The organism is Micromonospora coerulea (assembly GCF_016598485.1).
GTDB classification, from domain to species: domain Bacteria; phylum Actinomycetota; class Actinomycetes; order Mycobacteriales; family Micromonosporaceae; genus Micromonospora; species Micromonospora coerulea.
In genome coordinates this window covers 245,503-257,442 of the sequence record NZ_JAEMUW010000002.1, presented here as the reverse complement: position 1 = coordinate 257,442, position 11,940 = coordinate 245,503, and the positions used below count along the sequence as shown (strand labels likewise).

Annotated in this window: 15 protein-coding genes; 4 read left to right on the top strand and 11 right to left on the bottom strand. The window is 73.6% G+C overall.

Annotated elements, in window-relative coordinates; translation table 11 throughout:
- Positions 1-50 precede the first annotated feature (50 nt).
- Entirely contained in the window at positions 51-224 is a 174-nt protein-coding gene (locus I8N68_RS03585; RefSeq protein WP_200207521.1) for a hypothetical protein, read from the top strand.
- A 48-nt stretch (positions 225-272) separates the two neighbouring features.
- Positions 273-812, top strand: a complete 540-nt coding sequence (locus I8N68_RS03580) for an RNA 2'-phosphotransferase (RefSeq protein ID WP_200207519.1) — start codon at positions 273-275, stop codon at positions 810-812.
- A gap of 59 nt (positions 813-871) precedes the next feature.
- Here the strand turns inward: I8N68_RS03580 and I8N68_RS03575 are convergent, their stop codons facing one another.
- The 4 genes from I8N68_RS03575 to ybiA form a co-directional block, all read right to left on the bottom strand.
- A complete protein-coding gene (locus I8N68_RS03575) occupies positions 872-2,173 on the bottom strand; it encodes a sulfite oxidase (protein ID WP_307812553.1) in 1,302 nt (433 codons plus the stop codon).
- 187 nt (positions 2,174-2,360) lie between these two features.
- Positions 2,361-2,876, bottom strand: coding sequence for an NUDIX domain-containing protein (locus I8N68_RS03570; protein ID WP_200207515.1), 516 nt, complete (start codon positions 2,874-2,876; stop codon positions 2,361-2,363).
- Between the two features lie 40 nt (positions 2,877-2,916).
- The gene (locus I8N68_RS03565; RefSeq protein ID WP_200207513.1) at positions 2,917-3,447 is read right to left on the bottom strand and encodes a DUF2199 domain-containing protein; all 531 of its coding nucleotides are present in this window, start codon (positions 3,445-3,447) and stop codon (positions 2,917-2,919) included.
- Between the two features lie 17 nt (positions 3,448-3,464).
- A complete protein-coding gene (ybiA, locus tag I8N68_RS03560; protein WP_200207511.1) occupies positions 3,465-4,031 on the bottom strand; it encodes a riboflavin biosynthesis intermediates N-glycosidase in 567 nt (188 codons plus the stop codon).
- A gap of 119 nt (positions 4,032-4,150) precedes the next feature.
- On the opposite strand from ybiA, the gene I8N68_RS03555 reads away from it, so the two are divergent.
- A complete protein-coding gene (locus tag I8N68_RS03555; protein WP_200207509.1) occupies positions 4,151-4,513 on the top strand; it encodes an ADP-ribosylation/crystallin J1 in 363 nt (120 codons plus the stop codon).
- A gap of 38 nt (positions 4,514-4,551) precedes the next feature.
- Here I8N68_RS03555 and I8N68_RS03550 read toward each other — a convergent pair whose 3' ends face one another.
- The 7 genes from I8N68_RS03550 to I8N68_RS03520 form a co-directional block, all read right to left on the bottom strand.
- Positions 4,552-5,193, bottom strand: a complete 642-nt coding sequence (locus tag I8N68_RS03550; RefSeq protein WP_200207507.1) for an SRPBCC family protein — start codon at positions 5,191-5,193, stop codon at positions 4,552-4,554.
- Positions 5,190-5,552 (bottom strand): ArsR/SmtB family transcription factor, encoded by a 363-nt coding sequence (locus tag I8N68_RS03545; RefSeq protein WP_200207506.1) that lies wholly within the window; start codon positions 5,550-5,552, stop codon positions 5,190-5,192. The genes I8N68_RS03550 and I8N68_RS03545 overlap by 4 nt, the downstream gene beginning before the upstream one ends.
- Before the next feature lie 95 nt (positions 5,553-5,647).
- The gene (locus tag I8N68_RS03540) at positions 5,648-6,319 is read right to left on the bottom strand and encodes a peptidoglycan recognition protein family protein (protein WP_200207501.1); all 672 of its coding nucleotides are present in this window, start codon (positions 6,317-6,319) and stop codon (positions 5,648-5,650) included.
- A 64-nt stretch (positions 6,320-6,383) separates the two neighbouring features.
- Positions 6,384-7,130: a lysozyme gene (locus I8N68_RS03535; RefSeq protein WP_200207496.1), complete on the bottom strand. Its 747-nt coding sequence runs from the start codon at positions 7,128-7,130 to the stop codon at positions 6,384-6,386.
- 259 nt (positions 7,131-7,389) lie between these two features.
- Positions 7,390-8,904 (bottom strand): acyl-CoA carboxylase subunit beta, encoded by a 1,515-nt coding sequence (locus I8N68_RS03530; protein WP_200207494.1) that lies wholly within the window; start codon positions 8,902-8,904, stop codon positions 7,390-7,392.
- Positions 8,901-9,629: a TetR/AcrR family transcriptional regulator gene (locus tag I8N68_RS32660; protein WP_200207492.1), complete on the bottom strand. Its 729-nt coding sequence runs from the start codon at positions 9,627-9,629 to the stop codon at positions 8,901-8,903. Before I8N68_RS32660 ends, I8N68_RS03530 begins: the two co-directional genes overlap by 4 nt.
- Entirely contained in the window at positions 9,626-10,840 is a 1,215-nt protein-coding gene (locus I8N68_RS03520) for an acyl-CoA dehydrogenase family protein (RefSeq protein ID WP_200207490.1), read from the bottom strand. The genes I8N68_RS32660 and I8N68_RS03520 overlap by 4 nt, the downstream gene beginning before the upstream one ends.
- A gap of 121 nt (positions 10,841-10,961) precedes the next feature.
- On the opposite strand from I8N68_RS03520, the gene I8N68_RS03515 reads away from it, so the two are divergent.
- Positions 10,962-11,714: an SDR family NAD(P)-dependent oxidoreductase gene (locus I8N68_RS03515; RefSeq protein WP_234038676.1), complete on the top strand. Its 753-nt coding sequence runs from the start codon at positions 10,962-10,964 to the stop codon at positions 11,712-11,714.
- Positions 11,715-11,940 lie beyond the last annotated feature (226 nt).

Here is an 11,940-nt window from a genome sequence, read left to right as displayed (position 1 = left end):
AGTCCGGTGGCCGCGAGGCCGCCGGACCCGAAACGTCGGCCCGGTAGCCTTTGAGCGGGCCTGCCCGCAAGCCGACCGGCTCGGCCTGGTTCCTCTCCGGGGCGCCCGACGACCGGTGGGACAACGACGCCCTGCGGACGCTGGGCGGCCTGCGCGGCAGCGACTTCGAGGTGGTGGACGCGGCCGGCCTGATGGTCGGCCGGACCTCGGGCGCCACCCGCTGAGCACCGATATCCGTCGACGGGAGGGGCGGCGTGGGACACACTGTCGCCGTGGATCATCGCGACCTGGTCCGGGTGAGCAAGAAGATGTCCCTGGCGCTGCGGCACCGGCCGGAGCGGTTCGGGCTGACGCCGGACCCGGGCGGCTGGGTGCCGGTCGCCGACCTGCTCGGCGCGCTGCGGGTCGGCCGCGCCGTGCTCGACGCCGTGGTGGCGGGCAACGACAAGCAGCGCTTCGCGGTCGTCCGGGGGGCCGACGGCGTCGAGCGGATCCGGGCCAGCCAGGGCCACTCCATCCCCGTCGACCTCGGGCTGGCCCCGGCGCCACCGCCGGACCGGCTCTACCACGGCACCAGCGGCGCCGTCGTGCCGGCCATCATGGCGGAGGGACTGCGGCGCGGCGGCCGGCACCACGTGCACCTGTCGCCGGACGTGGAGACCGCCCGGCGGGTGGGCGCCCGCCGGGGCGGCCCGATGGCGATCCTGACCGTCGACGCGGCGGCGATGGCCCGCGACGGCCACCTCTTCTACCGCAGCGCGAACGGCGTCTGGCTCGCCGACGCCGTCCCCGCCGCCTACCTGACCGGCTGACCCCCACCCGCCGGGGGTCCCTCCCCGTAGCGTCCCTTCGGGTCGGGCGGGTCGCGGGGTCAGGCCACGGTCACCGGGTGCCGGACGACGCCGTCGAAGAGGTACCCGAGGTCGTTGTGACCCGCGGTGTCGGGCTGGCCGGCGCCGGTCACGTCGGTGGCCCGGGCGCGCAGCGTCCACCGACCCGGTGCCGGCGGCCGCCACACCGCCGTCCAGCGCTGCCATGCCCCGCCCCGGTCGGCGTCGACCAGCTCGGCGGGGCGCCAGTCGTCGTCGCCCGCGCTGACCTCGACCCGGGCGATCGGCCCCTGGCCCGACCAGGACCGGCCGCGCAGCAGCACCCCGGTGCCGGCCGGGATGCGGGCGTCCCAGGCCAGCTCGAAGGCGCTCTTCACCGACTGGGCGGCCAGCACCCCACCCCCGGTGGGATGCCCGGAGCCGAACATCCGGTAGAACTGGGTGTTCCAGGGCGAGAAGAGGGGAGTGGCGGAGACCTCCACCGCCCCCACCCACTTGATCGAGGAGATGCCGATCCAGCCGGGCACCACCACCCGCACCGGGTAGCCGTGGTCGGCCGGGAGCGGCTCGCCGTTCATCTCGTACGCCAGCAGCACGTCGTCGAGGGCCTTGCCGATCGGGATCGGCCGGCGTACCCGGCCGAGGTTCACCCCGCCGGTGACGTACTCCGGGTCCAGCCCTTCGGGCATCACGTCGACCGCCGCGTCGGTGAGGCCGGCCCGCCGGAGCACGGTGCCCAGCCGTACGCCCCGCCAGCGCGCGACGCCGACCCCGCCGAGGCCCCAGGCCACGCCGGGGGCGGGATCGTCCTGCTGCTCGGCGAAATAGCGGCGTCCGTTGCCCGCGCACTCGATCAGCGCGGTGTGCTCCTCGGCAGGCAGCCCCCGCAGGTCGGAGAGGTCGAACTCGACCGGGTCGTGCCGGGTCGGCGTACCGCGCAGCCCGGTGCCGAACAGGCGCAGCCGCCAGGCGTCGGCGTCCAGCCTGGGTGTCACGGTGTGGTTGCGGACGAAGAACCGGTCGTTGGGGACGACGTGCCCCCGTCCGGCCATCGCCTCCCAGCGCATCTCGGCGTTGGTGTCCAGCCGCCGGAACAGCTGCGGCGGCAGCGGCTTGGCGATGGGCGCCGCGGCGGCTCCGGCTCCGGGGTCGACGCCGACCGGGGCGCGGGTGACGGCGACCGGCTCGCGCTCCTCGGCGGCGGCGGTGACGGCGGCCATGGCCGCGCCCAGCTCCAGCAGCTCCGGGCGGGAGACCCCGTCGCAGCGGGCCTCCCCGGCGAGCCACTGCCGGGTCCGGTGGGCGTCGTGCTCGACTTCGTCTGGGAACTGAGGGCGTGACACGGGGGACCTCCGGGCTCGGCGACGCTGCATTCCTATTCAATCAGTAGAAATAGCCGTCGATCAGAGCCGGTGGCGGCCCCTCAGGTCGCGTCGATCAGCGTCAGCACCCGGTGACCACGAGCGCCCGGAGCCGGGTCGACGTTGCACCACGCCCGGCGCGGCCGGCCGCGGCACGGGGTGACCGGGATCAGACCGGGGGCCGACCGGCGAAGAAGTCGGCCAGCGCCCGGGTGTGGGTGGAGAAGGCCAGTTCGACCGGTTCGGTGAGCACCAGCCACTCGGTGGCCTCCTCGGTCGGCGCGGACGGCGGCAACTCCTCGGCCGCCCGCTCGGGCAGCACGCCGAAGACCATCATGGTGCCGCCGGCCGGCGCCCCGTGCACCGCGAAGAGCCGTGCTTGCTCGGGCTCGGCCAGCAGGCCGGTCTCCTCGCGCAGCTCCCGGACCAGCGCCTCCGACCACTCCTCGCCGTACTCGATGAACCCGCCGGGCAGCGCGAGCCGGCCCCGGGCCGGCTCGATGTCGCGGCGGACCACCACCACGCCCAGACCGGTCGCCGTGCGTACCGGCAGAATCGCCACCGCGACCGGCAACGGGTTGCGCCAGACGGTCTGGCCGCAGACCGCGCAGACGCGCGGCCAGCCGGCTTCCGCCCGGTAGGCCGCACCGCAGTACGAGCAGTGCGAGTACGGTGCGCTGGTCACGCCGCAGCACGTTACCCGCCGGGCCGGCGGGGCGCTCCCGTCACCCGGCCGGCTCGCGGCGCGTCTCGGGGTGGCGGAGCTGTTCGGCGATCCGCTGGACGTCCGCCATGGTCATGCCGGTCCGTTGCGCCACCGCCAGCGGGTGGTCGGTCGGCTCCACCTCCACCGCCGGCTTCTCGCCCACCGGCCGGGTGTGCACGTGGGTCTTGAGCTCCAGGGTGCTCACCCCGTAGAACGGCAGCTCGGTGGAGAGCCAGCTGAAGTAGGGCAGCTCCGACTCCCGGCCCGGGGTCTCCCACAGCTGCACCGTGCGGCCGAAGTTCGCGGCGCTCAGCGAGACCCACACTCCCCAGGAGAAGCTCCCCTCCGCGTCCTGTAGGGGGATCTCCAGACTGCCCTGGACGAAGAAGTGCTCACCACGGATGACGCAGAGGTCGGGGGTCAGCTCGCTCTCGTCGTCCGCCGCCAGCTCCTGCGACCAGAACGCGGGCGCCTGGGTGCGGTAGGAGAGCGGCAGGTCGTCGTGCCGCCGGCCGCAGGTCACGCAGGTGTATCCGGGGGTGTCACGCACCGGCCGACCCTAGCCGATCACTCCCGGCCGCGTCGGTTGCACAGAACGGCGCGGGCCTCCATCAGCGCGAAGCCGAGCAGGTTCGCGCCCCGCCACCGGGTCGGGTCGTCGGCCCGCGGGTCGTCGGCGGCCAGGCCGACGCCCCAGACCCGGTCCACCGGACTGGCCTCGACCAGCACGCGGTCCCCGGTGCCGAGCAGGTACGCCGCCAGGTCGGCGTGCTGCCCGAACTTGGCGACGCTGCCAGCCACCACGATGTCGTAGCGGTGCGCCACCCAGGTCGCCTCGTCGAAGCCGCGTACCTGCCGGCCGAGGGACTTGACCCGGTGCGGGTGGGCGGTGGTGAGGATCCGCTGGGCGATCCCGGTGTCCCCGAAGAGGGCCGCCTTGTGCCACATCATCCAGTGCTCAGCGGTGGCGTACGTCCGGCCGTCCACGGCGAACGGCGCCGGCCACCACTGACTCAGGCAGCCGAGGCCGACGCTGCCGTCGCGCTGCGGCTGGTGCCCCCAAAAGTGCAGGTACTTCACGCGCCGTCCAGTCTGGACGGTCTCGATGAGGTCGGCGACGGATCGTGGCGACATGGCCGACAGTCTGCCTGAGGGCACCGACAACCCGCCGCCGCGTTTCCCGACGGGCGAAACGGTTGGTGAGGCGGAGATCCCAGCCGGTAGCGTGCGTCCACCGAGGGGAAGGAGAGACGATGGAGACCAGCACGCTGTGGCGGCCGACCGGGCCGCAGGAGCTGGCCCTGGTCGAGGCGTCCGGGCGGCGGGCCTGGCCGCCCCGGCTGCCGGACCAGCCGATCTTCTACCCGGTGCTCAACGAGGCGTACGCGGTCATGATCGCCCGGGACTGGAACGTGCCGGCCTCGGGCGTCGGCTACGTAACCCGCTTCGAGGTGGAGCGTGACTTCGCCGCGCGCTACCCGATACGCCAGGTGGGTGGCCGGGACATTCTCGAACTCTGGGTGCCCGCCGAGGAGCTGGAGCTGTTCAACCGGCACATCGTGGGCCGGATCGAGGTCGTCCACGAGTTCCGCGCCGACCCGGTCACGGCCGGCTGAGCGGGGCGCCCGGGTCACCGGGCGCCCCGCGCCGTGGGTCAGGAGGCCGGCACTCCGGTGTACGCGGCGGTGGTCCGCTGCGCCGCCGCCCGCGCCTCGTCGGCCGGGGTGCCGGCCGCCACGCTCGCCTCGCTCCAGCGCTCGCTGCTCAGCGTCATGAACCGGCGGCCCTCGTCGGAGCCCATCCACGCGGCGGCCTGGTCGGGGCTGACCCCGCTGCCGTCGCCCGCCAGGTGGGAGGCCAGGCCGAGCAGGCCCATGTCCCAGCCCACGCCGGTGGCGCCCGGGCCGAACTCGGCCCAGCGCTGGTCGTCCACGTGCGCGACGTGTTCCAGCTCGAACCGGGTACGCCCCGCGCCCGCCGGGCTGAGCCGTACCTCGATCCAGCTCACCTCGCCGCCGTACTCCCAGGTCGCGGCGAAGCTGTGTGGCGGGTCGCAGCGTTCGACGGTGCCGCCGGCGTTCCCCTCCAGCTGGTAGCGGCCGCCGAGCCGCAGCTCGCCGGAGATCGGCAGGAACCAGCGGGGGATCCGCTCGGCGCTGGTGCAGGCGTCCCAGACGTCCTCCAGCGGCGCGTCGTACGTCTGGCTGATGATGCTCACGCGCGCCTGCCCGGCGGGCAGCGTACGGCTGCCGACGGTGCGTTCGACGGCGCTGATCTGCCCGATCACGTCGATCATGGTGTCTTCCTCTCGTCGGGGCCGCTTCCGCGCAGCCGCCGCTCCCGCCGGCCCCGGGCCAGTTCGGTGGCGAGCGCCTCCAGCGGCGGGGTCCAGAATCGGCGGAAATGGTCCAGCCAGGCGTCGACCTGGCGGAGCGGCTGCGGGTCCACCGCGTAGAGGCGGCGGGTGCCCTCGGGTCGTACGGTCGCGAAGCCGTTGTCGCGCAGCACCTTGAGGTGCTGCGACACGGCCGGTTGGGAGATGCCGAACTCCCGCTGGACCGCCGCGCAGATGCTGCCGGCGGTCTGCTCGCCCTCGGCCAGGAGTTCCAGGATCCGGCGGCGGACCGGGTCCCCGAGGACGTCGAAGGCGTGCACGACCTCTTTCTATCAGATCGGGCTTATATAAGCGAGCAGTGGCGGTAAGGCCGGCGGGTGCCAATGCCGCGCCCCGCCGGCCGGGCCGGCCGTGGTCAACCGAGCCGGGCCGCCACCGCGCTGCGCAGCTCGGGGAGCCGGCCGTGCAGCAGCCCCGGGCACTGGGTGCTGTTGAAGTCCTTGTGCCCGTAGATCTCGGTCGCCGGGATGGCGTACTGCTGGCAGGTGAACGCGCAGAAGAGCACCAGGCTGTCCCAGAGCGCCTGCGGCGGCTGCACGTCGAGGTAGATGCCCTCGTTCTCGATGCCGATGGCCTGGCTGTTCTGTCCGACGCAGTGCGCCCCCTGCACCATGGTCTGCCCGTGCAGCAGCCCGTAGAGGCTGCCGTGCCGCCCCTCGGTCAGGTAGCCGGCCCGGCTGTTGGTGAAGTGCTGCCCGGAGTCGAGCCAGCCGTTGGTGTCCATGTGCAGGTTCTGAATGTCCCGGGAGTTCTGGTACGCGTGGGCCAGGCTGTAGTCGGTCGAGTTCGGGAACGCCGTGTGGTGAATGATGATCTTGTTGGGGCGGTTCTGCACCACGGTCACCGCCGACGACGGCGGCCGGGCGCCCCAGGTCGCGCAGTTGGCGATCGTCGGCTGGTCGACCCGGGTGCCCAGTGCTCGGGCGCCGCGGTCGCCGGCGAGCTGGCCGAGGGCGGTGACGCCGGCGGCGGCACCGAGCAGGACGGCGCCGCGCAGCACGGCTCGCCGGGGTACGGGGACGGACATCGGGGACCTCCTCACGAAGAGCGGTGCCGGTGGCGGGCCGGCCGGCCCGCCACCGGGCGGTGCGTCAGCAGGGTCCGTTGCAGGCCAGCACCCTGAGCCGGTCCAGGGTGCCGTTCCAGACGTTCTGGTCGCCGGGGAAGATGCCGGAGGAGGCCCACTGCCAGAACGAGTACGTCGGCCAGCCGGCCGGCAGGGTGCCGACGCTGCTGGAGTACCGGGCGATCCAGAGCGGGTTGTTGGCGGCGAACTGCGAGGTGTTGCCGGTGCAGGTGGTCCACCAGTCGGTGGTGGTGTAGATGGTGGCCCACCGGCCGGTGCGGGAGTAGTACTGGTTCACGAACGAGGCGATCCAGCTGCGCATCGAGGCCTGGCTCAGCCCGTAGCAGGTCGAGCCGTACGGGTTGTACTCGATGTCGAGCGCGCCGGGCAGCGTCTTGCCGTCCTTGGACCAGCCGCCCCCGTGGTCGACGAAGTAGTTGGCCTGGGTGGCGCCGCTGGTGGTGTCCGGACGGGCGAAGTGGTAGGAGCCCCTGATCATCCCGACGTTGTAGGAGCCGTTGTACTGCTGGGCGAAGTACGGGTTGGTGTAGTAGGTGCCCTCGGTGGCCTTGACGTACGCGAACCGGGCGCCGTTGTTCCAGGCGGCGGACCAGTTGACGTTGCCCTGGTGACTGGAGACGTCCATGCCGGGCAGGCCGGCCGGCGCCGCGCTGGCGGGGGTCGCGCCGAGGGTGGCCGAGGCGGCCAGGGTCACCGTGGCGAGCAGGGCGGCCGCGGCGGTGCGCAGCGCCGATCGGAGGGGACGGTTCATCTTTCCTCCCTGGGGGATGCCGCGTCGGCGGCGGGAGAGGGGCGAAAGGAACTGTCAGTATTAGGTCACAGGATGAAGATTAACTTCAATAGATGTATGGAAGATTTTCCATGCGAGGGGGGCGGCGCGGCCCAGCCGGGGACGGCGGCGAGCACGTCGGCGCCCCGAGGAAATCATTCCGAGCGGCATGTCGATCCGGGGGTGGCCCGTTTGACCAGCACCGCGGCGGTGCCGGCGGCGGGTTGAGCGCCGTACCCGGTCAGAACAGCGCCGCGAGGAGCCGGTGCCGGGTGTCGGCGGGGTCGACGACATCGTCGAGTTCGAAGCTCGCCGCGGCGGAGAGCGCCCGGCCCCGGTCGTAGGCGTCGGCGACCAGCTCGTCGTAGCGGCGCCGGCGCTCGTCCTCGTCGGCGATCGCGGCCAGCTCCCGGCGGTGACCGAGCCGCACCGCGCCCTCCAGGCCCATCGCGCCGACCTCGCCGGTCGGCCAGGCCAGGGTGAGGCGGGTGGTGTGGAAGCTCCCGCCGGCCATCGCCATCGCGCCGAGTCCGTACGCCTTGCGCAGCACCACGGCCGCCAGCGGCGTACGCAGCGACGCGCCGGCGGTGAACAGGTCGCCCACCGCGCGCATCAGCCCGGTCCGCTCGGCGTCGGGCCCGACCATGATTCCGGGGGTGTCGCAGAGGCTCACCACGGGCAGGCCCAACCGCTCGCAGAGCCGCAGGAACCGGGTGGCCTTGCCGGCGGCGGTGGCGTCGATGGCCCCGGCCCGGTGCAGTGGGTTGTTGGCGAGCACCCCCACCGGCCGACCGTCGAGGCGGGCCAGGGCCGTCACCAGGGACCGGCCGTGCCGCTCGCGCAGTTCGAGCACCGAGTCGACGTCGAAGAGCAGGCGCAGGACGGCCCGCACGTCGTAGGCGCGCCGGCGGTTGTCCGGCAGGACGTCGCGTAGCCGGCGCTGGTCCGCGCAGCGGCCGTCCGTGCGCGTGCCGGCCGCGAGGCCGAGGACGCGTCGGGCCAGGTGGACCGCGTCGGCGTCGTCGGCCGCGGCGAGATCGACGGCGCCGCTGGCCAGGTGCACGTCGAGCGGGCCGACGTCTCCCGGTGCGACCGCGCCGAGCCCGGCGGCCTCCACCATGGCCGGTCCGCCCATGCCGATGCTGGCCTCCGCGACGCCGATGACGACGTCACACATGCCGAGCAGCGCCGCGTTGCCGGCGAAGCAGTAGCCGGCCGCGATCCCGACCCGCAGCGAGCGCAGCCGGGCCAACGACGCGAAGGTGGTCAGCTCCAGACCGGCGACGGTCGGATGGTCGGTGTCGCTCGGGCGACCGCCGCCGCCCTCGGCGAAGACGACGACCGGCAGCTCCTGCCGGGCGGCGACGTCGAGGAGGCGGTCGGTCTTGCGGTGACCGGTGACGCCCTGGGTGCCGGCGAGGACGGTGTAGTCGTACGCCACCGCGCCGACGCGCGTACCGCCGACCCGGCCGACGCCCACGACGACGCCGTCGGCGGGGGTCGCCGCGGCGAGTTCCGCGAGCGGCCGCCGGGACCGCTGTGCCGCCACGGCCAGGCCGCCGTACTCCAGCCAGCTGCCCTCGTCGATCAGGTCCGCGAGATTCTCCCGTACGGTGCGCCGCCCGGCCGCGTGCCGCTTCGCCGTCGCCTCCGCGCGGGCCTCGTCGTGCAGCGCGGCCTGGCGCTGGAGCACCTCGGCCAGCTCGGCCCGAACGGGTTGGCCGGATTCGGCGGCCGGGGGCTCCTGTCCGCTCACGGGTTCTTGCCCACCGGGCCCCGCCGGGGCCGCCGCGCGCCGCCGGCCGTGCGCCGCCCGGCCGGCACCGGCTCGGGGGAGCGCGGCGCCACCGGCTCCGGTCCCGGCGGGCGCAGGCCGCCGAGGAAGAGCGCGACGAGCTGGTGGCCGACCTCGGCGAAGGTCAGCGGCCCGTCGGGACGGAACCAGGTGTGCGTGTTGCCCAGGGCGCTGAGGAAGGTGTGGGTGATCACCGTGGCGGAGACGTCGGTGCGGACCACGCCACGCTCCTGGCCCTCGCGGACCAGGTCGCGGAAGAGATCGTGGTAGTGGCGGCGTTCCCGGCGGGTCGCCTCGGCCTGCTCGTCGTCGAGCAGGTGCGCCGACCGGGCCCAGACGGTGAGCTCGTCGACGTGCGCGGCGGTGTGCTCCACGACGTCGAGGGCCGCGGTGCGCAGCCGCTCGCCGACCGGTGCGGGACCGTCGGCGATCTCCCGCAGCCGCGCGGTCTGCTCCGCGAGCAGCTCCCGGTAGATGCTGGTGAGCAGCTCGGACTTCGACCCGAACCAGTGGTACAGGGCGCCCTTGGTGACGTCCGCCGCCGCGACGATCTCCTGGACGCTGGTCGCCTCGTAGCCCTGCCGGGCGAAGAGTTCGGTGGCGGCCGCGACGATGCTCCGGCGGGCCGAGCCGCGCGGGGCCCGCCGCCGCCCGATCGGCGCGGCCGGTTCGGTCGCCACGCTCACCGCGACTCCAGCTGGCGGCGGATCTCGCGCCGGGCCACGTCGCGTACGTGCACCTCGTCCGGCCCGTCGGCGATGCGCAGGGTACGGGTGCCCGCGTACATCGAGGCGAGCGGGAAGTCGTCGGAGACGCCGGCCCCGCCGTGCACCTGGATGGCCCGGTCGAGCACGTCGAGGGCCACCCGGGGAGCGATCACCTTGATGGCGGCGATCTCGGTGCGGGCGGCCTTGGCGCCGTACCGGTCGATCATCCAGGCCGCCTTGAGGGTCAGCAGCCGGGCCTGCTCGATGGCCATCCGCGACTCGGCGATCTGCTGCTGCACCACGCCCTGCTCGGCCAGTTTGCGGCCGAAGGCGACTCGGGAGGCGGCGCGGTGCACCAGCAGGCTCAGCGCCCGCTCGGCCAGGCCGATGGCGCGCATGCAGTGGTGGATGCGACCGGGGCCCAGCCGGGCCTGGGCGAGGGCGAAGCCGCCGCCCTCCTCGCCGAGCAGGTGCGACGCCGGCACCCGGACGTCGGTGAAGACCACCTCGCCGTGGCCGTGCTGGTCGTGGTAGCCGAAGACGGGCAGCGAGCGCACCACCTCGACGCCGGGGGTGTCCACCGGCACCAGGATCATCGACTGCTGCCGGTGGGTGTCGGCGGACGGGTCGGTCTTGCCCATCACGATCATGATGCGGCAGCGCGGGTCGGCGATCCCGGTGGTCCACCACTTGCGGCCGTTGATGACGTACGAGTCGCCGTCGCGTTCGATCCGGGTGGAGATGTTGGTGGCGTCGCTGGAGGCCACGTCCGGCTCGGTCATCGCGAAGGCGGACCGGATCTGTCCGTCGAGCAGCGGACGCAGCCAGCGCTCCTGCTGCTCGGCGGTGCCGAACATGTGCAGGATCTCCATGTTGCCGGTGTCCGGCGCCGCGCAGTTGGTGGCCTCGGGGGCGAGCTCGATGGAGCGGCCCATCAGCTCGGCGAGCGGGGCGTACTCCAGATTGGTCAGCCCGGAGACGGCGGGCAGGAAGAGGTTCCACAACCCCCGGCGGCGGGCCTCGGCCTTCAGGTCCTCGACGACGGCGGGCAGGTGGTGCCGCTTGCCGGCCGCCGCGAGCTCGGCGCGCTGCGCCGCGTAGACCGGCTCGGCCGGGTAGACGTGGTCGTCCATGAACTCCTGAAGTCGCTTCAGGTGCTCGGCCCCGCGTGCGGTCGGTTCGAAGTCCATGGCTGCCTCCCCATTGACGCGCATGTCGGCGGCTCGCTACCGTCGCCGGACGCCGAACATACCGGCTGGTCGGTATGGCGTCCAGAGCAACGTGAACGTGAGGAGCGCCAGGGTGAGCGTGATGGACCGATTCCGCCTCGACGGGAAGGTGGCCGTGGTGACCGGTGCCTCGTCCGGCCTGGGGGTGTCCTTCGCCCGCGCGCTCGCCGAGGCCGGTGCCGACGTGGTGCTCGGCGCCCGCCGGGTCGACCGGCTGCCGGACACGGGCGCGCTGGTCGAGGGGGCCGGCCGCCGGTACGCGGCCCGCGCCACCGACGTCAGCCGGCCCGAGGACTGCGAGGCGCTGATCGCCACCGCGATCGAGCACTTCGGACGGGTCGACGTGCTGGTCAACAACGCCGGGGTCGGCACCGCCGTCCCCGCCACCCGGGAGACGCCCGACCAGTTCCGCTCCGTCGTCGAGATCAACCTGATGGGCAGCTACTGGATGGCGCAGGCCTTCGCCCGGGCCGCCACGAACGGCGGGGCGATCGTCAACATCTCCAGCGTCATCGGCCTGCGTCCCGGCGGCATCCCGCAGGCCGCGTACGCCTCCAGCAAGGCCGGCGTCATCGGCCTAACCCGCGACCTGGCCGCCCAGTGGACCGGCCGCAAGGGCATCCGGGTGAACTGCATCGCCCCCGGCTTCTTCCAGTCCGAGATGAGTGACCAGCTCGAGCCGAGCACCTTCGAGATGGTCAAGGCGCTGGCGCCGGCCGGCCGCCTCGGTGAGCACGAGGAGCTGGCCGCCACCCTGATCTGGTTGGCCAGCGACGCCTCGTCGTACGTGACCGGGGTGACCGTGCCCGTCGACGGGGGCCTCGTCATGCCCTGATGCCCGCGGCATGGTCCGGACCGGGTGGCCCCCGCAGCCACGCGATACGAACCTTGCACAGCAAGTGCAAGAACTTCGGCCGGCCGGGTTGCGGCGACGAGGACCTCACAGCTCGCCGGCGACCAGGGTTTCGTGGCGCTCGAAATCTTTTCAACCGGCTCTGACCTGGCTACTGTCTGGATTGGCCCCACCTTCGTGCCGCGCCCGTCCCGGGGCCTTCGTGGGG

Coding starts and splice junctions, on each gene's coding strand:
- ybiA (WP_200207511.1), bottom strand. CDS start 4,031: ATGTCGCCACGATCCGTCGCCGACCTCATCGAGACCGTCCAGACTGGA.
- I8N68_RS03555 (WP_200207509.1), top strand. CDS start 4,151: ATGGAGACCAGCACGCTGTGGCGGCCGACCGGGCCGCAGGAGCTGGCC.
- I8N68_RS03550 (WP_200207507.1), bottom strand. CDS start 5,193: ATGATCGACGTGATCGGGCAGATCAGCGCCGTCGAACGCACCGTCGGC.
- I8N68_RS03540 (WP_200207501.1), bottom strand. CDS start 6,319: ATGTCCGTCCCCGTACCCCGGCGAGCCGTGCTGCGCGGCGCCGTCCTG.
- I8N68_RS03535 (WP_200207496.1), bottom strand. CDS start 7,130: ATGAACCGTCCCCTCCGATCGGCGCTGCGCACCGCCGCGGCCGCCCTG.
- I8N68_RS03520 (WP_200207490.1), bottom strand. CDS start 10,840: ATGGACTTCGAACCGACCGCACGCGGGGCCGAGCACCTGAAGCGACTT.
- I8N68_RS03515 (WP_234038676.1), top strand. CDS start 10,962: ATGGACCGATTCCGCCTCGACGGGAAGGTGGCCGTGGTGACCGGTGCC.